Origin of the sequence: Mesorhizobium sp. M1088 (assembly GCF_040318575.1) — a bacterium.
Taxonomy (GTDB): domain Bacteria; phylum Pseudomonadota; class Alphaproteobacteria; order Rhizobiales; family Rhizobiaceae; genus Mesorhizobium.
In genome coordinates, this window is record NZ_JAMYMO010000001.1 from 82,701 (window position 1) to 106,933 (window position 24,233).

23 protein-coding genes are annotated in these 24,233 nt (G+C 62.9%); 5 read left to right on the forward strand and 18 right to left on the reverse strand.

The window, feature by feature from the left end:
• Window positions 1–14: 14 nt before the first annotated feature.
• The 6 genes from NKH49_RS00520 to NKH49_RS00545 are packed head-to-tail and all read right to left on the reverse strand — an operon-like array spanning window position 15 to window position 5,318.
• Window positions 15–947, reverse strand: coding sequence for a glycoside hydrolase 5 family protein (locus NKH49_RS00520; protein WP_352502177.1), 933 nt, complete (start codon window positions 945–947; stop codon window positions 15–17).
• Complete coding sequence (locus NKH49_RS00525; protein ID WP_352612110.1) at window positions 940–1,701, reverse strand: TIGR04290 family methyltransferase; 762 nt, start codon at window positions 1,699–1,701, stop codon at window positions 940–942. The genes NKH49_RS00520 and NKH49_RS00525 overlap by 8 nt, the downstream gene beginning before the upstream one ends.
• Window positions 1,702–1,703: 2 nt before the next feature.
• On the reverse strand, window positions 1,704–2,504 hold the full coding sequence (locus tag NKH49_RS00530) for a nucleotidyltransferase family protein (RefSeq protein WP_352612112.1): 801 nt from the start codon (window positions 2,502–2,504) through the stop codon (window positions 1,704–1,706).
• Window positions 2,504–3,607, reverse strand: a complete 1,104-nt coding sequence (locus NKH49_RS00535; protein ID WP_352472875.1) for a CgeB family protein — start codon at window positions 3,605–3,607, stop codon at window positions 2,504–2,506. The genes NKH49_RS00530 and NKH49_RS00535 overlap by 1 nt, the downstream gene beginning before the upstream one ends.
• A 14-nt stretch (window positions 3,608–3,621) precedes the next feature.
• Window positions 3,622–4,218, reverse strand: coding sequence for a histidine phosphatase family protein (locus NKH49_RS00540; protein WP_352612114.1), 597 nt, complete (start codon window positions 4,216–4,218; stop codon window positions 3,622–3,624).
• Window positions 4,215–5,318 carry an inositol-3-phosphate synthase gene (locus tag NKH49_RS00545; RefSeq protein ID WP_352488477.1) on the reverse strand — a complete coding sequence of 368 codons (1,104 nt, stop codon included), beginning with the start codon at window positions 5,316–5,318 and terminating at the stop codon, window positions 4,215–4,217. The genes NKH49_RS00540 and NKH49_RS00545 overlap by 4 nt, the downstream gene beginning before the upstream one ends.
• A 152-nt stretch (window positions 5,319–5,470) precedes the next feature.
• On the opposite strand from NKH49_RS00545, the gene NKH49_RS00550 reads away from it, so the two are divergent.
• A complete protein-coding gene (locus NKH49_RS00550) occupies window positions 5,471–7,303 on the forward strand; it encodes a hypothetical protein (RefSeq protein ID WP_352612116.1) in 1,833 nt (610 codons plus the stop codon).
• Here NKH49_RS00550 and NKH49_RS00555 read toward each other — a convergent pair.
• Genes NKH49_RS00555 through NKH49_RS00595 form a run of 9 tightly spaced genes read right to left on the reverse strand, consistent with a single transcriptional unit; the run spans window position 7,240 to window position 16,500 of the window.
• Complete coding sequence (locus NKH49_RS00555; protein WP_352472931.1) at window positions 7,240–7,599, reverse strand: hypothetical protein; 360 nt, start codon at window positions 7,597–7,599, stop codon at window positions 7,240–7,242. The two genes, NKH49_RS00550 and NKH49_RS00555, sit on opposite strands and share 64 nt — an antisense overlap.
• Window positions 7,547–8,593 (reverse strand): UDP-glucuronic acid decarboxylase family protein, encoded by a 1,047-nt coding sequence (locus tag NKH49_RS00560; protein ID WP_352472879.1) that lies wholly within the window; start codon window positions 8,591–8,593, stop codon window positions 7,547–7,549. The genes NKH49_RS00555 and NKH49_RS00560 overlap by 53 nt, the downstream gene beginning before the upstream one ends.
• A 23-nt stretch (window positions 8,594–8,616) precedes the next feature.
• Window positions 8,617–9,726, reverse strand: a complete 1,110-nt coding sequence (locus tag NKH49_RS00565; RefSeq protein ID WP_352612118.1) for a CgeB family protein — start codon at window positions 9,724–9,726, stop codon at window positions 8,617–8,619.
• Window positions 9,723–10,817 (reverse strand): CgeB family protein, encoded by a 1,095-nt coding sequence (locus NKH49_RS00570; protein WP_352612119.1) that lies wholly within the window; start codon window positions 10,815–10,817, stop codon window positions 9,723–9,725. Before NKH49_RS00570 ends, NKH49_RS00565 begins: the two co-directional genes overlap by 4 nt.
• Window positions 10,814–11,944 carry a CgeB family protein gene (locus tag NKH49_RS00575; RefSeq protein ID WP_352612121.1) on the reverse strand — a complete coding sequence of 377 codons (1,131 nt, stop codon included), beginning with the start codon at window positions 11,942–11,944 and terminating at the stop codon, window positions 10,814–10,816. Before NKH49_RS00575 ends, NKH49_RS00570 begins: the two co-directional genes overlap by 4 nt.
• Before the next feature lie 2 nt (window positions 11,945–11,946).
• Window positions 11,947–13,047, reverse strand: coding sequence for a glycosyltransferase family 4 protein (locus NKH49_RS00580; protein WP_352612123.1), 1,101 nt, complete (start codon window positions 13,045–13,047; stop codon window positions 11,947–11,949).
• Complete coding sequence (locus NKH49_RS00585) at window positions 13,032–14,324, reverse strand: TIGR04295 family B12-binding domain-containing radical SAM protein (RefSeq protein WP_352612125.1); 1,293 nt, start codon at window positions 14,322–14,324, stop codon at window positions 13,032–13,034. Before NKH49_RS00585 ends, NKH49_RS00580 begins: the two co-directional genes overlap by 16 nt.
• On the reverse strand, window positions 14,321–15,397 hold the full coding sequence (locus NKH49_RS00590) for an NAD-dependent epimerase/dehydratase family protein (protein ID WP_352612127.1): 1,077 nt from the start codon (window positions 15,395–15,397) through the stop codon (window positions 14,321–14,323). Before NKH49_RS00590 ends, NKH49_RS00585 begins: the two co-directional genes overlap by 4 nt.
• On the reverse strand, window positions 15,394–16,500 hold the full coding sequence (locus NKH49_RS00595; protein ID WP_352612129.1) for an NAD-dependent epimerase/dehydratase family protein: 1,107 nt from the start codon (window positions 16,498–16,500) through the stop codon (window positions 15,394–15,396). Before NKH49_RS00595 ends, NKH49_RS00590 begins: the two co-directional genes overlap by 4 nt.
• Before the next feature lie 271 nt (window positions 16,501–16,771).
• Here NKH49_RS00595 and NKH49_RS00600 point away from each other — a divergent pair, with 271 nt between their 5' ends.
• Complete coding sequence (locus NKH49_RS00600; RefSeq protein ID WP_352472886.1) at window positions 16,772–17,041, forward strand: hypothetical protein; 270 nt, start codon at window positions 16,772–16,774, stop codon at window positions 17,039–17,041.
• A 24-nt stretch (window positions 17,042–17,065) separates the two neighbouring features.
• On the opposite strand, the gene NKH49_RS00605 is transcribed toward NKH49_RS00600, so the two are convergent.
• Window positions 17,066–17,662 carry a response regulator gene (locus tag NKH49_RS00605; RefSeq protein WP_352612131.1) on the reverse strand — a complete coding sequence of 199 codons (597 nt, stop codon included), beginning with the start codon at window positions 17,660–17,662 and terminating at the stop codon, window positions 17,066–17,068.
• 1 nt (window position 17,663) lies between these two features.
• Complete coding sequence (locus NKH49_RS00610) at window positions 17,664–17,861, reverse strand: hypothetical protein (RefSeq protein WP_352472888.1); 198 nt, start codon at window positions 17,859–17,861, stop codon at window positions 17,664–17,666.
• 166 nt (window positions 17,862–18,027) lie between these two features.
• Between NKH49_RS00610 and NKH49_RS00615 the strand changes: the two genes are divergently transcribed.
• Together NKH49_RS00615 and NKH49_RS00620 are read left to right on the forward strand one after the other, a co-directional pair.
• On the forward strand, window positions 18,028–21,132 hold the full coding sequence (locus NKH49_RS00615) for a CheR family methyltransferase (RefSeq protein WP_352612133.1): 3,105 nt from the start codon (window positions 18,028–18,030) through the stop codon (window positions 21,130–21,132).
• Between the two features lie 8 nt (window positions 21,133–21,140).
• A complete protein-coding gene (locus NKH49_RS00620) occupies window positions 21,141–21,488 on the forward strand; it encodes a response regulator (protein WP_352612698.1) in 348 nt (115 codons plus the stop codon).
• A 66-nt stretch (window positions 21,489–21,554) separates the two neighbouring features.
• Here NKH49_RS00620 and NKH49_RS00625 read toward each other — a convergent pair whose 3' ends face one another.
• Window positions 21,555–23,855 (reverse strand): FdhF/YdeP family oxidoreductase, encoded by a 2,301-nt coding sequence (locus NKH49_RS00625; RefSeq protein WP_352612134.1) that lies wholly within the window; start codon window positions 23,853–23,855, stop codon window positions 21,555–21,557.
• A gap of 134 nt (window positions 23,856–23,989) precedes the next feature.
• Here NKH49_RS00625 and NKH49_RS00630 point away from each other — a divergent pair, with 134 nt between their 5' ends.
• Window positions 23,990–24,208, forward strand: a complete 219-nt coding sequence (locus NKH49_RS00630; RefSeq protein WP_352472892.1) for a hypothetical protein — start codon at window positions 23,990–23,992, stop codon at window positions 24,206–24,208.
• The last annotated feature ends 25 nt before the right edge of the window (window positions 24,209–24,233 follow it).

Genomic DNA, 24,233 nt, shown 5'->3' on the forward strand with positions numbered 1-24,233 from the left:
AGAGCCGAAGCTCCTCACGCTGCGGAGGCGCGCAGCCTGCCGAACGAAGGGGCAGCGATGCTGCCGGCATATCGGCGCGTCATTGCCGCGCAGAAGTCGGCGAATTCCTCCGGCACCAGCGGCGGACTGCTGTGGTGCGGCATCATTCCGCGGTGTTCCGGCGTGAAGCAGAAAGTAACCGTCACGTCGAAGTCGGCCAAAGCTTCCATCTGCCGGTCGAACCAGTCAAGTGCGTTCGGCCTGAAGCTGTCGGCCCAGGAAAGCCCGGTGCGCAGATTGGTGACGCCGAGGCGTTTCATCCAGGCAACGGCATCGTCCAGCCGGTGATCTTCGAAATGGAACCACTGCACCAGTCCCATTGCCGGCGTGTGGTGCAGGAACTCCTCGAGCGCGGGCTTTGGCGTGCCGTCCTGGCGGAGCAAGCCCATGTAGAAATGGCGGTAGTAAGACGAGCCTTCCGCCTCGCGATGGCGCGTCGTCGCTTCCCACTCGCGCGGCAGGTCGTAGAGGCTGTACCATTGGATGCGCGGTGCGTTGCCGATCAGCAATTCCGCGGTCCGGCGCAGGCCCCAGACCTGTACCTCCTCGGCGCCGAAGGTCGACACGCCGACCTCGCTGACCCATACCGGAAGATCGGTGACAGCCGAAATCTCGCCGATCTTCTGCGGCCATTCGTGGATCTGCCAGAGGTTCCAGTCGAGCGGAAAGCCGTGCACGGCGACTGCGTCGACATGATCGAGCACGCCGAATTCCTTCATCCGTGTCATGAAGCCGGCATCGATCGGCGAGATGCCGCCAAGGACCTTGGTCAAGGCCGGATTCTCCAACGCGATCGCGTCGGCGGCCAGGATTGCCGTAGCGGCGAAGCGACTCCAGTCGGGGTCGAGCTCGGGATCCCAGTGGGATTTGTTGTTGGGCTCGTTCCAGATCATGGCGGCTTCAATCATTTATCTGTCCTTTCGACGGGTAGACGGCGGCGCCGCCGGCCGGCACGTCGCCGCTGCGGCAGAAATAGACCTCCTGCTCCGGTTGCAGCACGATCTCGAAGCCGGCGCTGCGCAGCATGGCTTCGGTGCAGGCGCGATTGGGAATCCACCAGTTGGTCGGGTCGTCGGCATAGCGATGCTCGATGAAATGCAGCTTTGGGAACTCCGGCCGGTCGAACAGGTCGTGGGTCCAGAAATGATAATTCTGCTCGAGCGCCGGCACGTTGGTGCTGCCGCGCTGCATCGACTGGAAGATCATCAGGTCCCGGGCGACGTGCTCCCGGATCAGATCGAGTGCGAGCAAGGGATGGCGCAAATGGTAGAGCACGCCCATGAACAGCACGATGTCGAACCGCTCATGCAGGGCGCCAACGTCGTAGACCGAGAGCTGCCGGAATTCGATGTCGCAGTCTGCTACCTCGGCGGCAAAGCGCGCCTGCGCCAGGTAAGCCTCATCGAAATCGATGCCAAGCACGCGGCCGGCGCCGCGGCGTTTCATCTCGATCGAATAGAAACCCGCATTGCAGCCTATGTCGAGCACCGCCTTGCCGGAAAGATCGGCGGGAATGGCGTCGGCGAATTTGCGCCATTTGATCAGCGGATAGTTGCCAAGGAAATGGTCGGGAGCGGTTTCGATGCCGGCCAGTTCCATATTGTGGAACCATGGGCCGAGCGCATCGATACGGCGGCGGATTTCGGCATCGGAATGCAGCATGGCTAGCCTCTTTCGCCTGCGAGGACAGGGACGTGCTGGTGGCCGGGCAGCGTAATGTCGACTTGATCGTCCCTGGTACCGGCGGCGCTTTCAAGCAGGCGAAGTGCGGTGCGGTAGCCGTTGAAGGTGCCGACGTCGACATAGGCGGTGCCAGCCTTGATGCCGCAGGCATCGCCTCCGGCGGCGAGATAGGCATTGACCAGCGTGCCGATATATTCGTCGCACCGGTCCCGTTCCCGCCACTGCGCGGCGAGCTGGTGAAGGGTGCGGCCGGGCATCTTGAACGCACCCCAGATCCAGTTCGACGCGGCATTCTGCTGTTTGACCTGGATTTGCTTCACCCGGCTGTCCTGGTCGACAACGACGGCGTCGAAGAACTCCGGCTGGTCCACCGGAAACAGCAGGAAGGACAGGCCGTCGTCCGGGAGGGCCAGGAAGCCGTCTTCGGGAAACCAGATCGTATCGGGCAACCCGACCAGAACGGTCTCATCGGCTGTGACGAGCGGTGCGGCACGGAAGATGGCGTCGCAAAGGCCGACCGGAGAGGGCTGCACCACAAACAGCGCAGTCGCGTCGGCATAGCCGGCAGAATAATATTCGAGGATATCCGACTTACCCGAGCCGATGACGAAGCAGATCTTGTCGGCCCCCGCGCGCACCATGCGGCGCACCAGGTATTCGCTGACCGCGCAAGGCCGCTCGGTGTTGCCGTCGATGCGGCTGCCGACCGGCAGAAGCTCCTTCGAAAAGCCGAGCGGCTGGATGCGGCTTCCCCGTCCGGCTGCGGGCACGATGCCCAACATCAAACTGCCTCCTTCAACGGCTCGCCATGCGTGGAGCCGTGCAGTGCATCGGACAGGATGCGGTCGAATTCCTTCGCGCGCCGTGCCGAGGTGTGTTCCTCCAGCACCCGCTCGCGCGCTCGGCGGCGGATGGCGTCAAGCTCGGCGTCGGACAGGTCGAGCGCGGCGACCACGTCGTCGGTGCTGTTCGCCACGACGATCTCTTCGCCGGGCCGGAAAAAGGCCTCCAGTCCCGGCCATGTGTCGCTCACCATCGCGGCACCGCAAGCGGCGGCTTCGAACAGCCGGCCGGATGGGCACCAGCCCCTTTCTGCCATCGCCTCGCGGGTCACATTCAGAGTCAGCCGTGATGATGAAAAGAAGGCGGGGTGGTCGGCGGGCGGCAGGTGACGGACGAAGAAAATATTGTCGCTCCACGGGAATTCCTGCGGATATTGTGCGCCGCCAATGATGAAGCGGCGCTCCGGCAGGCGCGCAGCCGGACTGACCAGCAGCCTCTCGACCCCGGCCTGGCGGTCTGCCGCATAGGTCCCGAGATAGGAAAGGTCGCCGGCAAACTCCGGCCTGGGCGGAGCCGGCCGGTGTCGCTCTGGATCGACATGGCCGTAGAGCGGCATGACGTGGCGCGCACCCAGCATCGACCTCAATGCGTCGATCGCGGTTCCTCCCGTGTAGCTCAGCACGAGATCGAAATCGCGAAGCCCTTCCGGCCCGAAATAGGCCGGAGGCTCACCTTGTTCGATCCGCGCCAGCGTCACCGGCGTGTCCAGATCGTAGAACACCTTCAGTCCGCGGCAGGCCTGGTGGGCAAGGCGCGACGCGCTCACGGCATCGGGGCAATAGGAGGTGACGATGACGACATCGGCCTCACTCATCGCCTGCTCGGCAACGCTCTGGATGTCCTGCCAGTCCGGATAAAGGACAATGCTGCCGCCATCCAACTGATCGAGGTCGCGCGTCCCGGCATAATAGGGAGTGTTGCGTTCGAAGAAGGTGATGGACCAGCCCAGCCCGGCCATCGCCCGGATCAATCCGCGCCACAGTGTGGCGTGCCCATTGCCCCACGACGATGTCACGGTAAGACCGAAAATAGCCATGCGCATCCGGCAATTCCTCGTCAGGCAGCTTCGTTGAGTCTGATCAGCTTCGACCCCCAGTCCCCCCAAACAACCGTGGTGATCGAGGCTGGGTCGATATCGAAGCGAAAGCAGTTCCCCAGCGACAGGCCGAGCACCTTGCACACGGCGGCCTTGATGACGTCGGCATGGCTGACCAGTGCGACGCCCTGGTTCTGGTAGGTGCCGCGGACCTGCTCGATCAATGAGACGACGCGTTGCTGCACGTCCAGCATGGTCTCGCCGCTCGGTGTTCTCGCCTGCTGACGCTGGTCGTTCCACACCCGCCAGTCGGCATCCTGGTTCAGCTCCTCGAAGGTCTTCCCCGACCAGGTGCCGAAGTCGATCTCATCGATCTCCTCGCGGATCGCGATTTCACCGGCATTGCAGGCGAGCGCGATCGGATTGGCAGTCTCCTGCGTGCGTTCGCGCGGGCTGCTGAAGATTGCCGCTATCGCCTCACGTGCCATGCGGTCTGCCAGATGCGAGGCCTGTGCCTTGCCGGCTTCGCCGAGGCAAACGCCGGCCATCCTTCCGGCAAGATAACAGCCGACATTGTCGTGCGCGGCGTGGCGCACCAGAAAGAACGTCGTCGTCATTCCGCGGCATCGAGCATCGGCTCGTCCTTGCCGGCGATAAAAGAGAGCGTGCGCTGGCGCGCTTCCGCGTCGGTGAACTGCTCGGGCGGCGATTTCATGAAATAGCTGCAGGGACCGGTCAGCGCGCCCGCGATACCGCGGTCGAGCGCCAGCTTGGCGCAACGCACCGCATCGATGACGACGCCGGCCGAATTGGGCGAATCCCACACTTCCAGCTTGAGCTCGGCATTGAGCGGTACGCCGCCAAAGGTCGTGCCTTCGACCCGGATATAGGCCCACTTGCGATCGGTCAGCCACGGGACATGGTCGCTCGGCCCGACGTGAATGTTGCCGGGCTCCAGGGGAACGTCGATCTGGCTGGTGACGGATTGCGTCTTTGAGATCTTCTTCGATTCCAGCCGCTCGCGCTCCAGCATGTTGAGGAAGTCGGTGTTGCCGCCGAAATTGAGCTGGTAGGTGCGATCGATGCGCACGCCGCGCTCGCGGAACAGGTTGGCGAGCAGCCGGTGGACGATCGTCGCACCGACCTGGCTCTTGATGTCGTCGCCGATCAGCGGCAGGCCGTGCTGCTCGAAGCGCCGGCGCCACTCCGGCCGCGAGGCGATGAAGACGGGTATGCAGTTGACGAAGGCACAGCCCGCCTCGAGCGCGCACTCGGCATAAAAGCGCGTTGCCTCCTCCGAACCGACAGGCAGATATGACACCAGGATTTCGGCGCCGCTTTCGGCGAGGATCTTGCTGATGTTGGCGACGGGTTCGTCGGCCTCCACGATCTCGTCACGCAGATATTTGCCGATGCCATCCAGCGTCGGTCCGCGTTCGACGCGGGCGCCGGTAGGCGCTACATTGGCAAAGCGGAAAGTATTGTTCGGCGCGCTGTAGATCGCGTCGGCCACATCGCGTCCGACCTTGCCCTTGGCGACGTCGAAAGCGCAGACCACCTCGATGTCCTTGACATGGTAGCCGCCAAGATCGGCATGCATCAGCCCGGGTATGGGCTCATTGCTTCTTGCGTCGCGGTAATAGGTGATGCCCTGAACAAGGGAGGAGGCGCAGTTGCCGACGCCGACTATTCCGATCCGAACTTTCTTCGATCCCACGAAACCGCTGCCTATGCTGTTGAAGGTAAGTTCTTCGTGCCAAACCGCCTGCCTCGCTGATTGTTCCTTGCCGGCTGCAAAAATCGTGCAACCGATGGTGGATCAAAGTAGCGCTCGCCGAGTTGTGCAGTGAGGCCAACCGGGACGGGACAATGATCGTCTATGGCGACCACAAGCGAATTGAGAGCGCGCGACATGTTCGCAGCTCGGCCTGCGAAGCGGCCGGGCACATTGCGGAGATGCCCAGCGGGATCGAACGCCACGCAGCCCTGGTCGGCCTGTTCATCAAGACCTCGGAATTGGTCCAGGGCCTTGCCGATGCTGAATTCGAGGCCAACGGCATGGACAGGAATTCCCGACAGCGGATCGCGGGCGCAAATCTCCTGGTCGGCTTGGCCCGGGACGTGGGCAGATCGTGGAGGGCCGGATTCGCCGTCGACGGCCCGATCGATGCCGACGTGCCGCGAATGCTGGCCGAACTCGATTGCGACGGCGAAATCCTCATCGGCACGGCCGAGGGCTACGCCCATTACGCGCTCTATCCGGAAAGCTATTTGGTCGCCGCGCGGCAGTCGGGTCTCGATGCGAACACATGCGTAATCGGCATCCGCAGCATCGGCCTGGGGCTTGCAGCGATGGTGGCTGCAGCCATCGGCGCACAGGCACCCGTCGGTGTCCGTCCGATCGGTCATCCGTTTCGCAGGCGGCTTGCCGCCGATCCGGAACTGATCGGCGGCTGGAGGACAAGGCCATCGGCCCATTTCGCTGTCGTCGATGAGGGCCCGGGCCTGTCCGGCAGCTCGTTTCACGCCGTCGTCGCATGGCTGCAAGCGCTGGATATCGATGCCGGGCGCATCCATCTGTTCCCCAGCCATTCGGGTGGGCCGGGTCCCGAGGCATCGGCGGACATCCGTGAGGCATGGACGGTTTGCCAAAAACACACCGCGCATTTCGAACGGACTTTCCCCGCGGGATCCGCTCTGCCGGCGCTGCGGGATTGGGTGGCCAGGACGATCGGCCGCACAGCGGTCAGCCTGATGGAAATATCCGCCGGAGAGTGGCGTCGCTTGCATTATGGCTCGCAGGATCATTGGCCACCCGTCCACCGCGGCTTCGAGCGGCGAAAGTTTCTTGCTTCTGCGGGCCGGGAAAAATGGTCGGTCAAATTCGTCGGCCTCGGTGAAATCGGAATGCACAAGGCCGAGACTGCCAGGAGGCTGCATGACGCAGGCTTTGGCCCGGAAATTGCCGGGCTGTGCCATGGCTTTCTCGTCGAACGCTGGAGCGACGGTGCAACGCTGGAGCGGGCAAGGCATTCGAAACAAAAAATGGTCGCTCATCTGGCGCGCTATCTCGCCTGGCGCGCAGCCAATCTGCCCGCCTCCGGGCCGGGTGCCTCGCTGGAGGCGCTTGCCGACATGGCCGTGCGGAATACCAGCGAGGCGCTGGGCGAAAGCCGCGCGGCGGAGCTGCGGAACTGGTTCTCGAAACAGGCTTCACCAAAGACCATGCAGCGGGTCGAAATCGACGGGCGGCTTCATCCGTGGGAGTTCATCCTTTCGCGCGGCGGAACGCTGATCAAGACGGACGCCCTCGACCATTGCCGATCGCACGATCTGATCGGCTGCCAGGACATCGCCTGGGACATTGCCGGCGCCCGTGTCGAGTACAGCCTCTCCGATGCGGCGACTGCGGCACTGTGCAAAGCTGTCGAGGCGACTACGTCTCGTCCCGTCGATGCCAAACTGGTCCACTACTACGAGCCCTGCTATCTCGCCTTCCAGCTTGGCTTGTGGAGCATGGCTGAGCGATCGGGCGATGATCGGGAACAGATCCGGCTGGCGGCCGCGGCAAGACGTTACGCTGCCGCGCTGCTTCGTTTCCTGGAAAGCCAAGGCGACCTGCGGCCCTTCGAGCCCGATCAATCCAGCCGGCGCAGCATATCCGCTTCCTTTTCGAGGATGGCGGCTACCTCCTCGCGCTGAAGATGCGTCATCATCAGGCTCACACAACATTCCAGATAGGTGATAGAGGCGCGCCGCAGGAAGGCAGCCGTCTCCTTTGCGGCCATTTGTTCGATGTCTTTGGCGGATCGCTTCGGATGCACAGTCGTCTCCATGCCGGTACCTTGGCAGAACCAGAAGCTGGACGGGTTGTTCCCGCGACGAGAAAAAGTGACCAAATCCGAAACGACCGCGCGATCATACAGCGGCCAGACGCTCCTCGCCTCAGGCCGGCAGGTTTTGCAGCCGGCCTGATGCAGAACGCACGGTGGCGGCAATTCGACGTCTTCTGTCGATCATCTGCGCCGTCTCAAGCTCGGCAAAATAGCCGATCGTGTGCATCAAACCCTGCCTGAGCGGCACTTTTGGCGACCAGCCGAGAAGCTTTCTTGCGCGGGAAATGTCGGGTTGCCGACGACGAGGATCGTCTTGCGGCAGCGGCAGGAATTTCAGGCCCGATTTGGTTGCGGTCATGCCTCTCACCAGGCTCGCCAGTTGCAGGATGGTGAACTCCCCCGGATTGCCCAGATTAACCGGCTGGCGTGGATTGGGATCGACCTCCATCAGCCGGATCAAGCCGTCGACCAGATCGGAAACGTAGCAGAACGACCTGGTCTGCAGCCCGTCGCCGAATATCGTCAGCGGCCGTCTCTCGAGTGCCTGCATGATCAGATTGGAAACGATCCGTCCGTCCGCAGGGTCCATCCTGGGACCATAGGTGTTGAAGATGCGCGCGACACGGATATCGGCCTTTCCCATTCTCAAATAATCGAAGCATAAGGTTTCGGCGGTGCGCTTGCCTTCGTCATAGCAGGCGCGGGGCCCGATGCAGTTCACGTGGCCGACATAGTCTTCCTTCTGCGGATGCTGTTCGGGATCGCCGTAAATTTCGCTGGTGGACGCCTGCAGGAACCGGGCGCCATTGCGGGCGGCGAGCTCCAGCAGATTGAGCGTTCCGATGACGCAAGTCCGCGTCGTATGGACGGGGTCGGCCTGGTAACGCGGCGGCGAGGCCGCGCACGCCATGTTGAAGATGCGGTCAACCGGTTCGCCAAGCTCCAACGGTCGGCAAATGTCTTGCTTGATCAGCCGAAAATCCGGACGATCGGCGATCGATGCTATGTTCTCCATGCGGCCGGTAAGGAAATTGTCGACGCAGATCACGCGCCAGCCAGCCTGGAACATTGTCTCGCAAAGATGCGAACCGAGGAAACCTGCGCCGCCGGCGACAAGCACGGTCTTGGTCCGTTGCGCCTTTCTTGATAGCTGCATCTCTATCTTCTCCCGTCTGCGGGTCATGCTGCGCTCTCGACGTCCAGATCGAGAACAGAACGTGGCGATTTGGCCTGCGCCAGCAGCGAAACGAATTCGCGGGCTCTTGCGATGCTTGTGTGAGCTGCGAGGATGAGCACGCGCGCCTGCCTGGCCATGGCAAGCCGGGCGCCGTCGGATTCCCCGGACAGGATACCGACTACGTCCTCGGTCCTGCGCGCCGTGTGGATCGTCCGCTCTGGAAACAGGCTGTCCAGTCCGGCCCAGCTATCGCTGATGATCGCCGTACCGCAGGCGGCTGCCTCGAAGAGGCGCACGCTGGGCGACCATCCGGCCGCGATCATGGAACTGCGCGTGACGTTCAACGTGTAGCGTTGGCGGCTGTAAAAGGCGGCGTGATCTGCCGGCGGCAGGTGTTCGATGCGATCCACATTGTCCGGCCAGGCGATTTCGCGCGGATATTGCGAGCCTGCCACGACGAAGCGGCGCTCCGGCATGCGACGCGCCGGTTCGAACAGCAGCGCCTCCAGCGTCGCCTGGCGGTCGGGGCTGTAGGTGCCGAGATAGCCGAGATCCCAGCGGATTGGATCACCGGTTCCGTGATGCCGTTCAGGGTCGACGGAGCAGTAGAGCGGCTCGGCCCGCCTCGCGCAGAATTCCGCCGTCAGACGGGCAAGCGTCGGCCCGCCGGTGAAGGAGAAGTAGACGTCGAAATACGGGACCTGCCGCTTGGCAATGTACTCGCAATCATCGCTCGAAAGCTTGGCCAGCGTGATCGGCGTGTCGATGTCGTAGAAGCAGAACTGACCGGTGCACAGCGAAGCCACGACGTCGATGATTTCAGGGCCTTCGGGAACGAAGGAGCCGACGACCACGATATCGGCGTCGCGCAGGCAGCGCGCAAAATTGCGGCGAAGATCATCGATCGTTTCATAATAGCGCAAGGCGCAGAAATCGGGATCGCGCAGATCCCGGTGACTTGCGTACCACGGCACGTCGCGTTCGAGAAAAGTGACGCGGTGGCCGAGTTCGTGGATACCTTTAAGCAGCCCCCGAAAGGTGGTGGCGTGGCCGTTTCCCCAGGATGAGGAGAGCGACAGGCCAAGAAAGACGATGTCGAGTGGCTTTGTCATTCGGCCGCCTCCACGGTCGGACGCTCGAAATGGCGCCTAAAGATGGCGTCGGCTAAAACGGCACGTGTCGTATAGGTATGTTCGCCAAGCACGCGCCGAAGCGCCGATGTCCCGATCGCCTTAGCCCGTTCGGCACTAAGGCTTTGCATGATCTCGGCGACGTCCTCGCCATCGCGCGCGACGAGGATTTCCTCGCCGGATTTCAGGAACAGGTCCACGCCGAGCCAGGCGTCGGTGATGAGGCATGCGCCGGCGCCCGCCGCCTCGAAAACGCGCGTCGCAGGTGAAAAGCCATTGGCCGCCATGCTGTCGCGGCTGATGTTCAGCACCGCCTTGGCCGTGACGTTCAATGCATTGTGGTCACGCGTGCCGACATGGCCGAGCCATCGGACATTGGCGGGCATCTGCTTGTCGCCCCAGCCCGATCCGCCGAGCAGGAAGCGCTGATCGGCGGAGCGGCCGGCCGGGTCGAGGAAGAAGGCCTCGACGCGCGCCTCGCGATCCGGCAGCCGGTTGCCGAGAAAGGCGAGATCGCAGGCAAAGCGCATATCCTTGCCGACCGGATGATGCGTTTCCGGATCGAGCGCATTGTAGATCGGCACGCATTCGGCCGCCCCCATTGCCCGATAGGCCCAGACCACCGGGTCGCCGCCGCCATAGGTCAGCACGAGGTCGATTTCCTGCAGCGCGCGATGCAGCGGATGGTCGGGCTCGTCGCGCAACTGGCCAAGCGTCGCCGGCGCATCGACATCCCAGAATACGGTGAGCGCATCGGCACGGGCGTGATCGAGCACCGCCCGCAGGAGCGCGTCGTCGGCGAAACCGACGCCGCTCGCCTTGACGACGATATCTGCCTCCGCCGCTCGCGCCGCCACCTGCATCATGGCATGCGGAGTGGCCTCGTAGACGACGACGGCACACCAGTCCGGCGCCTCGATATCGCGGTTCTTCTGGCGATCGTAGACGTCCGGCTCGTAGAAGGTGATGTCGTAGCCGAGCCTTGCCAGGGCCTTGAGCAGTCCGCGGTAATAGGTGGCCGCGCCGTTCCAATAGGACGACAGCAGGCTCGACCCGTAAAATGCGATCTTCATTCGGCGGCCTCCTTTGCAAGGATCGTGTCGGCGGCTTGGCGGTGCCCGCATTCGGCGAGCACGCCGAACAGCTCATCCGCCCGGTGCCGGCATGTGTGCCGCAAGCGAATGGTCTCGAGGCCCGACGTCGCCAGAGAAGCGGCGAGATCCGCGTCGTGCAGCACGGCGCGAAGATGACGCCGCATCTCGGAACCGTTGTTTGCAAACAGAAAATCTACGCCTGGCCTGAACAGGCATTCGACATCGGACCACGGCGCCGAAACCAGCGGGATGCCGCAGGCGAGCGCCTCGAACATGCGGATGGTCGGGATGCCGGGCAGGCTTTCGCGGTATGGACGCCGCGGGATGTGAATCGTGATGCGGTTCGCCGCGAACGCCTTCGGCACGTCGGCATTGGCGATCCAGCCTTCGCAGCGCAGGCCGGCGGCCGCAAGGTCGGCGAGCGCCTCCCGCGGATAGCGAACGCCGTGGACGGTTCCGCTCAGGCCGAGTTCACGCACCGGGCCGACCAGGAACTCCCTGATTTCGGCACTGCGCTCGTCGTCGCCCCAATTGCCGATCCAGATAAGGTCGGAACTACGCTCGATTTCAGGATGCGGCTGGAACAGGTGGTCATCGGCTGCTTCATGCCAGGTGAAGACCCGCTTGCCCCATCCGGCGCGAAGATAGCTTTCCCGCAGCGCCTCGCCGAAGGCGAGCACGCCGTCGTAATGTTCAAGCCGCAAGGCGGAAATCGCTTGCGTAGCCGAGATAGCGCGATGGTGCGTGTCGTGGAACAGCAGCGTGAAACGCCCGCCAGTTGCTTTCGCCCTGCCCAGCCGCGCAACAAGGTCCGGCTCGGTCCACTCATGCACGATCACCACATCGGCGTCGGAGATCCAGGCTTCGTGGTCGAAAGCGGCATCGTAGGTCACCGGCATCAACTCGGGAAAGTCCTTCCGGAATCGCTCGATTGCGAAGGACCCTTTCTCGGCCAGCAGGTTCGACCGGCTCCAGCCGTCGGCGGGCTCCAGCGCGATAGCCTGGTGCCCGCGCGCGACCAGCTCACGCATGATGCCGCGCAGGAAATGTGCGTTGCCGTGGTTCCAGTCGGACACGATCGAATGGGTGTAGAATAAAAATCGCATAATCAATTATCCGCCATGGTGGCCAGGGCCGCCTTGTCGTAGACGCCGCGCATGGCGGTCGCCTGTCTTGCCAATGAAAATCTGCGGCTTCGGCGAGCCGCTGCTTCACCGAGCTCTCGCCGGCGCTGCGCGTCGCTGCAAACGCTGTTGACGCATCTGGCGAGATCGCCCGGATCGCGCGCGTCGAAGAACATGGCCGCCCCGTCCCACAATTCGCGATAGGTCGAGATATCCGCGAGCACCAAAGGCGTCTTCGACATCGCGGCTTCCAGCGTGGCCAAGCCGAACGGTTCGTAGAGCGACGGCGATACGAAAATGCCTGCCCGGGCCATCAGCGAGCGCACTTCCTCATGTGGCACCGGTCCGACGGGAACGGCGTGACTGAAGCCAACATGCTGGCCGTCCGGGCCTTGCAAGGAGCCGGCGACGAAGACCGGCCATTGCGTCAGGGAGGCGGCCTGGTCCAGCACCGCCGCATTCTTTCCTTCGTCCCACCAGCGCGCGGCGGCGAAAACCACCGATTCCCGTCTTTCGCTCTTCGCGCCGGGCCGCGCCCCGTTGCCGACGACGCTCAGGCGCGCGATCGGCCCGTAGCAGGTTTCGAGCATGTCGGCATGGCTGCGGCTGGGTGCAACGATAATGCCTGCTTTGTCGAAACCGCGCCGGTTGCGGTCCTTCTGCCAGGCCCATTCGCCGTCCGCCGCCTGTCCCTTGACGGCGTGGAACCATGTCACCACGCAGGAATGCGACACCGTCACGACCGGGCAGGGCACATCGAGCCCCGCGGCCTGCGTCGGCGCGTTGAGATGGACGATTTCGACGGCGTAGTCACGTATGAGCGGGTGCAGCTCCTGCTGTAATGTGTCGAGGTCGTGCTCGTTGCGGGTCATCCAGTCGGGCGGCGTGTTGAGCCAAGTCAGCGCCGCGAATGACCGGGCCTCCTCCGCCTGCTGCCTGGACGGTTCCGGACCAAGCCCGGCAAGCACGACGCTGTCGCCGCCGGCGACCAGTTGCCTGGCCAGATCGAGCGCATAGCGCCAGACGCCACCGACGGCATCGACGGTCATCAGTATGCGACGCGGCGGGCTCAGTGTCCGCAACATGTGGCCTCCAATTCAGCCAGCGGACGCGGACGCTTCTCCTGGATGTCGCTGAACGTTCGGAAGGATGCGAGGTAATGTTCATGCGCGCGCTCCCAGGCGAGATCGTCCGGCTCGCCCCAAAGTTCGCGATAGCTGGGCGAACTCGGATAAGGGTAGAGCGGCACCGGTTCGTTGGCCCAAACGCCGTTGTCGATCAGGTGCTTTCGCCAATAATCGACGAGCGCGGGATCGTCCTCGACCACGCCGATCAGATTGGCTTGGACGAACGGCACGTGGCGCCTTGCGTCGACCAGCAACGCGGCCAGCTCCTCGGTGCCCAAACGGCAGCGTTTTGCCAGCATGGCGCGGCCTTCCACAGTCAGGCTTTCCAGGCCCGCCTCGATCGAGACGCAGCCGGCGGCACCGAGCAGCTTCAGCAATTCCGGCTTCCAGAGGTCGATACGGGTCTGCACGCCGAACTTCACATCGCGATCGACCAGCGCCTCCAGCAATGCCTTTTGCGGCAGGAAGATCTCGTCGATGAAGTAGATGTAGCCGACACCCTGTGCGATCAGCCGGTCGATCTCGGCGATCACTGCTTCGTGGTTCCGGCGGCGATAGGCATCGCGGAAATCGATCTTGGCGCAGAAGCTGCAATTATACGGGCAGCCGCGTGACGCCTCGACCTCCGCGCCAAAGCCGACCTGGTTGTCGTCGAAGCGGTGATGGTGGTGCGAATGCGCGGCAATCCAGTCCGATGGCCATTCGAGCGGCGGGTGATCGATGAACGAGCTCGCATGCACGCCGCCGTTCGAGACCAGTTCTCCATCCTCGAAATGGGCGGTGGACGGCACCGCAGTCCAGTCGTCGCGCCGGGCAAGTTCCGCGACCACTTCCTCGCATTCGCCGCGCACGACGATGTCGACGCCAAGCTTGCGCAAAGTCGGCGTCGGCGTCGCCGAGCCATGCGGCCCGACGGCGACGGTGCGACCGCCGCGCCCGGCAAGATGATTGAGGAAATCGGCCGGCACGCGCAACTCGGGCGGTGCGCAGCGCCAGAACAGGTAGGTCGGCGCGGTGCTGACGACGGTCATGCCAGGCTCGAATGCGGCGACGCGATCGGCGAGCGCGGCGTTGTCGAGCTTCTGGATCTGCCCGTCCAGTATCAGCACCTCGTGGCCGGTGGCTTCGAGCAGCGCTTTCGAATAGCCGAGTTCGAGCGGCAGATGCGGCTGGCGGCAGCCGAAATAGATGCTGTCCTGGTACGTCCAGGACGGATTGACCAGGGCGACCTTCATGCCACGTACCTCGCCGGTTCGGGATGCGGGTCGAGGCGATGACGCTGCAGCCAGTCGGCGAGGTCGCGGATGCCATTTTGCCACGGGACGTGCGCTTTCCATCCCAGCGCCTCGATCGCGCGTGTGTCGGCGACGAAGAACGGTTGGTCGCCGGTGCGTTCGCGGTCGTAACGTATCGAAACGTCCCGTTTCGTTATGTCGCGAATCTCCTTCAGCAGCATGCGCAGGCTGACGGCGTTTTGTGGTCCGCCGCCGAGATTGAATGCCTGGCCGCTGATTTCCTCGATCCGGTCGAGCACGGCGCGATAGGCCGCGACCGCATCGGCAACGTGGAGGATGTCGCGCACCTGCTTGCCGTCGCCATAGATGGTGATCGGCCGGTCGGAGAAGGCGCTAAGCAGGAAGTGGGCGACCCAGCCCTGATCCTCCGTCCCGAACTGGCGCGGTCCATAGATGCAGCTCATGCGCAGCACCGCCGTCGGCAGGTCGTATGACTTGGCGTAGTCGAGGACATACTGGTCCGCCGCGCCCTTGGAGCAGCCATAGGGCGTGCAGAAATCGAGGCCGCGCGTCTCGTCGATGCCGTGCGCATGGATGGCCGCGTCGCGAGGCGCGTATCTGCCGTCTTCTTCGCCCATGGCGAGGTCGGCGAGGCGGCCATAGACCTTGTTGGTGCTGGCGAAAACGACGGGAATGCGCTTGCCGCCGCGGCGAGCGGCTTCCAGGACGTTGAACGTTCCGCGCAGGTTGATGTCGAAATCTTCGTCCGGTCGAACCAGGCTCGTGGTGACGGCGGTCTGCGCGGCAAAGTGGAAAACCGCTTTCGAACGCGCCACCAGCGGCGCGAGCGCCTCTGCGTCGCGGATATCGGCGATTTCGATGGTCAGGCGGCTGCCGTGCTTTTGCGTCAGCCATTCCAGGTTCTGCTCGACGCCGGGACGGCTCAGGTTGTCGATGACCAGCACCAGTTCGCCATCCGACAACAGGCTGTCGGCGAGGTTGGAGCCGATGAAGCCGCTGCCGCCGATAATGGCGATGGGCATTTCGCGAAAATCGGGTGACTCCGGTCTCATGATACCAGCCCTCGCGCTTCGAGTTCCCGCTTCATCTCGGCGCTGCGATCGATGGCGACCGTGTTGCGCACCCAGGCGACGAAATCGCCGAGCGAATGCTCCAGCCGGTACTGCGGCTGGAAGCCGAGCAGTTCGCGCGCCTTGGAGATGTCGGCAAAGCAATTGCGGATATCGCCGGAGCGTGCCTTGCCGAGGATTTCCGGCTGGCGGCCAGGCACGCCCATCGCTTCGGCGAGCAGCCGGGCGACGTCGCTGACCGCGTAGGCCCGGCCGCTGCCGATGTTGATGACGTGCCCGCGCGCCTGCGGCTGTTCCAGCGCCAGCCGGAAGGCGCGCGCGACGTCGCGTACATGCACGAAATCGCGCTGCTGTTCGCCGTCCTCGAAGATCAGCGGCCGCTGGCCGTTGGCGATGCGCGAGGCGAAGTTCGCCAGGACACCGGTATACGGGTTCGAGAGCGCCTGTCCGGCGCCGAAGACATTGAACAGGCGCAGCGCCACCGCATCGACCCCATAGGCTTCGCCGAAGATCAGTACGGCGCGTTCCTGGGCGTATTTCGTCAGCGCGTAAATTGAGGCGAGATCGACCGGTTTCTGTTCGTCGGTCGGCAGCGGCGACAGAACTTCACCTTCCGGCGACAGGGGATTCCATTGGCCGCTGCGGATGTCGTCCGGCTGCCGTCTTGCATTGTCGATGCGCCGGCCGTCCGGCGTGGCATAGAGACCCTCGCCATAGACGCTCATCGACGAAGCAACGACGATCCGTTCGATCGGGCGTTTGATCAGCGCTTCCAGCAACGTGGCGGTGCCGAGGTCGTTGGCGCCGACATAGCGGGCGATCTCGTACATGGACTGGCCGACGCCCACTTCAGCCGCCAGGTGAATGATCGCGTCGACATCGTCGACCGCCTCTGCGATGGCGTCGCGATCGCGAACGTCGCCTTTGATCAGCTTGGCGCCTGGCGGCAGGCTGATTGCCTCGCCACCATGCACCTGGTCCAGCAGCGCATCGAGAATTGAAACCCCATAGCCATGTTCAACGAGTTCCTGGGCGACGTGGCGGCCGATAAAACCGCAGCCTCCCGTGACCAGTATACGTTTCACGACAACTCCTCATACGAATGGCTTTGCCGCCCCAAACTTCCGGGCGAAAGGTTTGTTCCCTTGCTTCAACAAAGTTCCCGGAACGCTGCGCTCCGAAAGCGACCCCGCCTTGGGCTGGGCACGGGAACATCGAAGCGCGCTTGGTGTTAGGAGCCATAATCAACCAACCGCGCGCACATGCCGGGCAGCAATGCATCTGCTGGTTGTGTGAGGCAGACCGGAGCAACGCGTGAGATCTCGCGGCCTGCGGTGGAATCGAAGGGAGATTGCGATGTCTGAATCCAGGACGACCACCGATCACGACGAAATCCGCCGTTGGGCCGAGGACCGCGACGGGCGACCGGCGGTGGTGCGCACCAAGGGCGAGGGAGGCATACTGCGCATCGACTTCGGCGAGCCTGAAGAGACGTTCGAGCCTGTCGAATGGGACGAGTTCTTCAGGATCTTCGATGAGAACGAACTGGCCTTCCTCTACCAGGATGAGACCAGCGGCGGAAAGACCAGCCGCTTCAACAAATTCGTCGAACGCAGCCGGAAGTAGGATCGCGGCAAACAGCGGCCACGGTCAGTGCAGCAGGTTTGGCCCGCGTGCCCTGACGATGTTTCGCATGATGCCGTTGAGCCAGTCCTCCGTGGAGGAGCCGGATCGTCTCTTGTCGATTTCGCGGATGGCCTGTTCGAGCGTTCGCTCGACCAGCCGGTCGGAGGCCTCCACATCTCCCAGCAGCAGGCGCGCCGCGAGCCTGAGCTTGGGCAGCAGCGAAAATACGTCGTCCGAGGGCTCCGACGATCGGCCTCCTTTCGATGCCGACGTCTCGGCTGGGAAGAGAGCATCGAAGACAGCCTGGCCGTTCGAGGATTTTCGGAGGCTGCTGGCATAGCGAAGGCGCTCAGGAATAACGATGTCTTCGTCGCCGCTGAAAAACACGAACGGCACGCCACGGCGCATCAACTCGTCGGCGATCGGGAATACCCGTCGTCCGTTGAGATTGACGTCCAGGATCGCGGCCTCCGCCTCGTCCGTATGTTTTGATGCCTGTTCGACCGTCGCCACCGGGCCAAGCACCACGGCGCCCATCTTGCTGAAGTAACGTGCAAGATCGCCCGCCAGCATCCATTCGTCCTCGACGATCAGGATATGCAAGCCTTGCAGGTCGCGCACCTCATTGTTCCTTCTTCCTGCGGGATTTACGGCTGTCGGCGCGGACTTCCGCAAAATGGCGGGCCAGGACCTCTTGCAACCGTTCCGCGAGCGCGAGCAGGCGAGGCGGGATGTTTTCAGATACCGGGAACTTGGTCAGATCCGGCGAGGGCAACAGGATTCGCTTGGCCGGCTTTATTTCAGGTGGTCGTCTTGCCATTGGAACCGCCTCCGAAGTCAAATGTTAATGCCCAGCCGCGGTGCTTTGTTCCGTTACTGGACTATTTACTGGCCTCAGGCTCGGCCCGGTCTTAGTCTGAGGCGTGATTAGGGTCTGAGGCCCGATTTGACGGCTTTGTGTTCGCGGCTGTTACCAGGGGCTTGGCGTGGCATCCCAGAATGGAAGGTTTCCCATAGTCGGCGTCGGTGCATCGGCCGGCGGCATTCCGGCGATGGAGGGCCTGTTCAAGGGAATGACCGGCGGCACCGGCATGGCGTTCGTCGTCGTCACGCACCTCAGCCCGGAGCGGGAAAGCCTGCTGCACGAGGTCATCCGACGTTATACCGAAATGCCGGTCTTGGTGGCCGAGGAGGGGGCAGCGGTCCAACCCGACCAGGTCTATGTGATGCCGCAAAACGTCGTCCTCACCATCCGTAAGGGCGCGCTTTCGCTGCGCCGGCCGAACACGTTCAGCCGCGAGCGCAAGCCGATCGACATCTTCTTCAGCGCATTGGCCGAGGACCAGGGCGAGTATGCCGTCGGCATTATCTTGTCGGGTGGCGATTCGGACGGCACGCTCGGCGCCAGGGCAATCAAGGAGCATGGCGGGCTGACCATTGCCCAGGCCTCCAACGGTTCCGGCCCGCGCAATCCAGCCATGCCGCAGAGCGCGATTTCGAGCGGCCTGATCGACATAGCGGCGCCCGCCGAGCAGATCGGTGCAAAGCTTCAGGCGTTTGTCCGCGGTTTCGACGTGCTGAACGGCCTGACCGAAGCAGACGACGAACACAAGGCCGAGATGGATCGAGCCCGCGATGAAATCTACGCCATTTTGCGCAGCCATTCCGGTCACGACTTTTCCGGCTACAAGGCCAAGACGTTCCTGCGTCGCGTAAAGCGGCGCATGCAGATAACGCAGCTGCAGTCGATCACCACCTACACAGAACGGCTGAAAAGGGATCCGGACGAGGTGGCGAAGCTGTTTCGCGACCTCCTCATCAACGTCACCAGCTTTTTTCGCGACGCCGACGCGTTCAAATTGCTGGAGGACAAGATCATACCGCAGATTTTCGAAGGCAAGAACGCCTCCGATGCGGTGCGTGTGTGGGTGCCCGGCTGCGCCACCGGCGAGGAGGTGTTCTCGATCGGCATGCTGATGCGCGAGCGCATGGAGAAGCTTTCGGCGCCGCCGCGCGTCCAGATATTCGCGACCGACATGGATGAGCCGGCGCTCGCGGTGGCGCGTGCGGCACGTTATCCAGAAGCGCTGCTGCACGGGCTTTCGCCCGAGCGCAGGCAACGCTTTTTCCACAGTGACGGCGAGAGCTATGTGCTCGGCAAGGAGGTGCGCGAACTGTGCATCTTTTCGCCGCACAGCATTATCCGCGACCCTCCCTTCTCGCGCATCGACATGATTTCGTGTCGCAACCTGCTGATCTATTTCGGCCCGCAGATCCAGAACCGGGTCATCCCGATCTTCCACTACGCGCTGCGCCCGGGCGGCTATCTGTTCCTCGGGACCTCGGAAACCATCGGTCAGCACGGTGACCTGTTTGCCACGGTCGACAAGAAGCAGCGGATATTCCAGGCGCGGGAACATGCCACGCCGCGGCCGCCGGTCCTGATCGGCAATGGCCGCACGGGTGCCCTTCCGGTCGGACGCGGCGGCTCGAAGAAGGATGCGGCCAGCCATTCACTGCGCCAGGCGATCGAGGCTCAGGTGCTGGAGCGGTTCGCCCCGCCTCACGTTCTTGTCAATGGCGATGGCGACATCGTCTACTATTCGGCGCGGACGGGCAAATATCTGGAAGCGCCGCAAGGCGCCCCGAGCCGGCAGTTGCTGACCCAGGCCCGCCACGGGCTGAGACTGGAACTGCGCGCCGCATTGCGGGAAGCAGCCACGACGCGCCGCACGGTCGTGCGGGAGAACATAGCGGTCGAGGAAGACGACGGACAGCTTCAGTTCATTACATTGACGGTCGAGCCATACACGGAACGCAGTAATGGCGAGCCCCTCTACCTCGTCCTGTTCAATCCGGTGGGACAGTCCCAGATCCGCTCCGAGCCGGCACACGAAAGCCGCGGCACCGACGACGCGGCCGATCTCGAGCGGGAGTTGCGCGACACACGCGAGCGGCTGCAATCGACCATCGAGGAATACGAAACCGCGCTGGAGGAAGTAAAATCTTCGAACGAGGAACTCGTCTCCGTCAATGAAGAGGCGCAGTCGACCAATGAGGAGCTTGAGGCCTCGAAGGAGGAGATGCAGTCGCTCAATGAAGAGCTAAACACCATCAACGCGGAGCTGACCGGCAAGATAGAGGAACTCGATCGCGCCAACAGCGATCTCAGAAACTTGTTCGAAAGCACGGAAATCGCCACCATCTTCCTCGACCGCAACCTTGTGGTGCGGACCTTCACTCCCGCCGCGTCATCGTTCTTCAACTTGCGTCCGTCCGATGTCGGCCGCCCGCTGACCGATCTTTCGAGCCGACTCGATTACCCCGAGTTGAAGCGGCACATCCAGGCGGTGTTCGAGACGGGAGAGACCCTGAACCATCACCTTGCGCGCGATGACAACGGCCGGTTTCACCTGGTTCGCATCAACCCTTATCGGGACAAGAGCGGCGGCGTCCAAGGCGTGGTCGTGACCATGATCGACGTGACGACGCTGGCGCAGGCGGAAGAGCGTCAGCAGGTGCTCATCTCGGAGCTGAACCATCGCGTCAAGAACATGCTGGCGGTCGTCGCCAGCATCACCAACCGGACCCGTGAAAACTCGGCGTCGAAAGACGAGTTCGCCGACGCCTTGATCGGCCGCCTGCAGGCGATGTCACGAGCATACAGTCTGCTCTCGCGAGAAAGCTGGACCGAAGCTTCCGTCGAGGAACTGCTGCGCCAGGAACTCGATCCCTTCGGGGCCGAACGGTTCGAACTCCATGGCAAACGGGTGAGCCTCAAGCCGGTACAAGGGCTTTCCTTCGGCATGGCAATCCATGAACTGGCGACGAATGCCGCTAAATATGGTGCCCTTTCGAAACCTGCCGGGCGGATAGTCGTGAAATGGTCGGTGGCGGACGGAACCTTCAGGCTCACTTGGCGCGAGAAGGGCGGCCCCCGCATCAAGGAGCCAACCGACAGCGGCTTCGGCCTTACCCTTCTGCGCGGAGAAATCGGCTACCGGCTGGGCGGAAAGGTTGAAACAACTTTCCACTCAAATGGTTTGGAGGCGGAAATCGCATTCCCTCTGACCCGTGAGGGCTCGTCGTGACCGGAAAGATGCGTGTGCTGATCGTCGAGGACGAATGGCTGATCGCCGACGACGCGGCGGCTTACCTGCGCAAAGCCGGCCATCAGGTGGTTGGACCTGTTTCGTCGGTAACGGCGGCACTCCGGCTCGTTGGCGAAGGCGGGATCGACGCCGCGTTGCTGGATATCCAGTTGAACGACGAGACCAGCTATCCGATCGCGGAAGCGTTACGGACGCGCGGTGTTCCGTTCGCCTTCCTTTCCGGGTATGGCGAACGCGAAATTCCAGCCGGGTTCCGCGCTTGCAGGATGGTGCAGAAGCCGGCGAGCCAGAGTGCGATCCTGAATGCCGTGGATGAACTCGCGCGAGCCGGCTGAGGTCGCGATTGAAAGTCGCGCCAGGTCACATCGGCGTGGTGCGTGCCTGCCGCGAACGACGAACGCCTATGGCAATATCCGCACCGGTACCGATTTGACCGCCGGAACATGAGCCCTCTCGGCTCTGTGCCACAAAGGAACCAGCGGGTTGAGCTCGGGGTAGTAACCGGCGCAATTTCCCTCCGGCACCGAGTAAGGCGTGATGCGCAGTCCGTGCACGCGGCGCTCCACACCGTCCCGCGCGTTGGCTTCGAGATCAACCTCCTGTCCCGCGCTCAAACCGAGGCGCTGGATATCCTTTTCATTCATCAACAGCACCATGCGTGTGCCGCTGATGCCGCGCAGCCGGTCGTTGTAGCCGTAGACGGTCGTGTTGAACTGGTCGTTGGAGCGGACCGTGATCAGTGTCAGCACATCATCGCAGGCGACATCGATGTCAGGATCGGTTTCAAGGCCACTTGGCAGCTTGAAATTGGCCTTCTTGTTCGGCGTCTCCCACACCCGCTCGCTCGCCTTGATGTCGCGATGGAAGCCGCCGGGCGTCAGGAAACGCTCGTTGAAGTCGCGGAAATGTTGGGGGTAGCAGCGCTCGATTTCGTCGCGGATGCGGGAATAATCCCCAACCCACTCATCCCATGGGATCGAACTCCTGCCCGGCACCATGGCCTTGGCGAGTTCGGCGACGATCCTGGGCTCTGAAAGCAGATGCGGCGAAGCCGGAGGTCGCGATCCGAACGAGCCGTGGATACAGGCGGTGGAATCCTCTACCGACACCCTTTGGTCGCCGCTTGCCTGATGGTCTCTTTCCAGCCGTGACAGGCAAGGCAGCAAATAGGTTGCCCGGCCGGCGATCAGGTGACTGCGGTTGAGCTTGGTCGCGATCTCGACATGCAGGTCGAGCCCACGCCAGGCTTTCTCGACCAGGCCGGTTTCCGGCACGGCCCGCACGAAATTGCCGCCGAGCCCGACAAAGCCCTTGACCGATCCGTCGATGACGCCTTCGCAGGTCTCGACCGTATCGAGACCTTTCTCGCGCGGCGGTTCAAAGGCGTAGAATTCGGCGAACTTGTCGAGCGGGACGAGCTCGGGTTTTTCCGATATGCCGACGGTGCGCTGCCCCTGGACATTGGAATGGCCGCGCAGCGGCGAAATGCCGGCGCCGGGTTTTCCGATATTGCCGCGCAGCATCAAAAGGTTGCACAGCATCTGGACGTTCTCGGTGCCGTGCCGATGCTGGGTCAGGCCCATGCCGTAATTGCCGATCACCGCGTTGGCATGGCTGTAGACCTCGGCGACATGCTCCAGGTCGGTCTGCGCAATGCCGGATCGCGCGACGATATCGCTCCACTGGGTTTTGCGCAGGAAGGCTTCGAATTCGGCGAAGCCATGCGTGTGTTCGGCGATGAAAGCCGTGTCGAGGACACGCGTCCTGCCGCTTTCGCGGGCGTCGTCGTCGAGCGCCAGCAACGCCTTGGCGATACCCGTCATCGCGGCGATATCGCCGCCCGAACGAACCTGGAAGTAGTCGCTGGACATTTTGGTACCCGGTCCGGGCGACAGCATGTCGAGGGGGTTTTGCGGATTCTTGAAGCGCTTCAGTCCCCGCTCGGGCAAGGGATTGAAAGTGAAGACGGGCACGTTGCGTTGACGTGCCTCCTGCAGCGGATGCAGCAGGCGCGGCGCCGTCACCCCGGTGTTGTGCCCGAAGAAGAACATCATGTCGCATTTCGCAAAGTCTTCGAGCTGCACGGTCCCCACCGGCGAGCCGATCGATTCCGGCAAGCCGACCGAGGTCGATTCATGACACATGTTGGACGAATCGGGCAGGTTCGAAGAGCCATAGATCCGCGCAAAAAGCTGGTACATGAACGAGGCCTCGAGCGAGGCCCGGCCGGACGTGTAGAACACCACCGATTTTGGATCGAGCCGCCGCAGTTCGGCAGCTATGTCGCGGAATGCATCGTCCCAGGAAACCGGCTCGTAACGGTCGGTGGCGGCATTGTAGCGCATGGGCTCGGTAAGCCTGCCCTGCTTCTCAAGATCGTGGTCCGGCCAATCGAGTAGTTCCGTCACCGAATGCTCGGCGAAGAAAGCGGGTTCGCAGCGCAGCTTGGTCTGGTCCCACATCGTCGCCTTGGCGCCGTTTTCACAGAATTCGAAAGGCCTCGGCTGGGCTGGCTTTGCCCATGAGCAAGACACGCACATATAGCCGTCGGCCTTGTTCTGCTTGAGCAGCGTGCTCCATATCCCGGACAACAGCAGGCCTTCGCCGCGCGCCTTGCGGACCAGGGATTTGAGCGATCCCCAGCCGCCTGTCGGGTGGTCGTATTTCTTGGTTTCGATGCGATCGGTTACGGCGGGTTTCATGCGAGCCACTCCCTGTAAGAAGAGCATGCATAAGAACCCGCCGTAAGGCTGAATGTTCCGGGCCGGGTCCGTTCCGTCTCGCCGGAACCATTTCCGCCATCGTTTGTTCGGCCCGAAGAAAGGAGCCGCGCGAAATGGAGCGACGTAACGCGTTAATTGCGATGGTGATTTCGGCCATCATCATCGTCGGCTTTCTCATCGGCTTTTTGTACGGCGATATGGGCTGGCGAACTTCGCCGCTCAAAAGAGCCCCTGAGCAGAACCAGGGTGGCAATGCTCCGGCCGACACCTCGCCTGCCGCCGGCATCAAGAAGAACCCCAAGGAAAATACCGAAATGCCAGGCCAGCAATGAGTGAGACTCAGCAATGAAGGCAGGC

Excerpts from the sequence above, each read along its gene's own strand:
- NKH49_RS00565 (WP_352612118.1), bottom strand. The coding sequence starts at position 9,726 with ATGACAAAGCCACTCGACATCGTCTTTCTTGGCCTGTCGCTCTCCTCA.
- NKH49_RS00600 (WP_352472886.1), top strand. The coding sequence starts at position 16,772 with ATGTCTGAATCCAGGACGACCACCGATCACGACGAAATCCGCCGTTGG.
- NKH49_RS00625 (WP_352612134.1), bottom strand. The coding sequence starts at position 23,855 with ATGAAACCCGCCGTAACCGATCGCATCGAAACCAAGAAATACGACCAC.
- NKH49_RS00590 (WP_352612127.1), bottom strand. The coding sequence starts at position 15,397 with ATGAGACCGGAGTCACCCGATTTTCGCGAAATGCCCATCGCCATTATC.
- NKH49_RS00620 (WP_352612698.1), top strand. The coding sequence starts at position 21,141 with ATGCGTGTGCTGATCGTCGAGGACGAATGGCTGATCGCCGACGACGCG.
- NKH49_RS00585 (WP_352612125.1), bottom strand. The coding sequence starts at position 14,324 with ATGAAGGTCGCCCTGGTCAATCCGTCCTGGACGTACCAGGACAGCATC.
- NKH49_RS00535 (WP_352472875.1), bottom strand. The coding sequence starts at position 3,607 with ATGCGCATGGCTATTTTCGGTCTTACCGTGACATCGTCGTGGGGCAAT.
- NKH49_RS00520 (WP_352502177.1), bottom strand. The coding sequence starts at position 947 with ATGATTGAAGCCGCCATGATCTGGAACGAGCCCAACAACAAATCCCAC.
- NKH49_RS00610 (WP_352472888.1), bottom strand. The coding sequence starts at position 17,861 with ATGGCAAGACGACCACCTGAAATAAAGCCGGCCAAGCGAATCCTGTTG.
- NKH49_RS00530 (WP_352612112.1), bottom strand. The coding sequence starts at position 2,504 with ATGTTGGGCATCGTGCCCGCAGCCGGACGGGGAAGCCGCATCCAGCCG.
- NKH49_RS00630 (WP_352472892.1), top strand. The coding sequence starts at position 23,990 with ATGGAGCGACGTAACGCGTTAATTGCGATGGTGATTTCGGCCATCATC.
- NKH49_RS00575 (WP_352612121.1), bottom strand. The coding sequence starts at position 11,944 with ATGCGATTTTTATTCTACACCCATTCGATCGTGTCCGACTGGAACCAC.
- NKH49_RS00550 (WP_352612116.1), top strand. The coding sequence starts at position 5,471 with ATGATCGTCTATGGCGACCACAAGCGAATTGAGAGCGCGCGACATGTT.
- NKH49_RS00570 (WP_352612119.1), bottom strand. The coding sequence starts at position 10,817 with ATGAAGATCGCATTTTACGGGTCGAGCCTGCTGTCGTCCTATTGGAAC.
- NKH49_RS00525 (WP_352612110.1), bottom strand. The coding sequence starts at position 1,701 with ATGCTGCATTCCGATGCCGAAATCCGCCGCCGTATCGATGCGCTCGGC.
- NKH49_RS00540 (WP_352612114.1), bottom strand. The coding sequence starts at position 4,218 with ATGACGACGACGTTCTTTCTGGTGCGCCACGCCGCGCACGACAATGTC.
- NKH49_RS00580 (WP_352612123.1), bottom strand. The coding sequence starts at position 13,047 with ATGTTGCGGACACTGAGCCCGCCGCGTCGCATACTGATGACCGTCGAT.
- NKH49_RS00560 (WP_352472879.1), bottom strand. The coding sequence starts at position 8,593 with ATGCAGCTATCAAGAAAGGCGCAACGGACCAAGACCGTGCTTGTCGCC.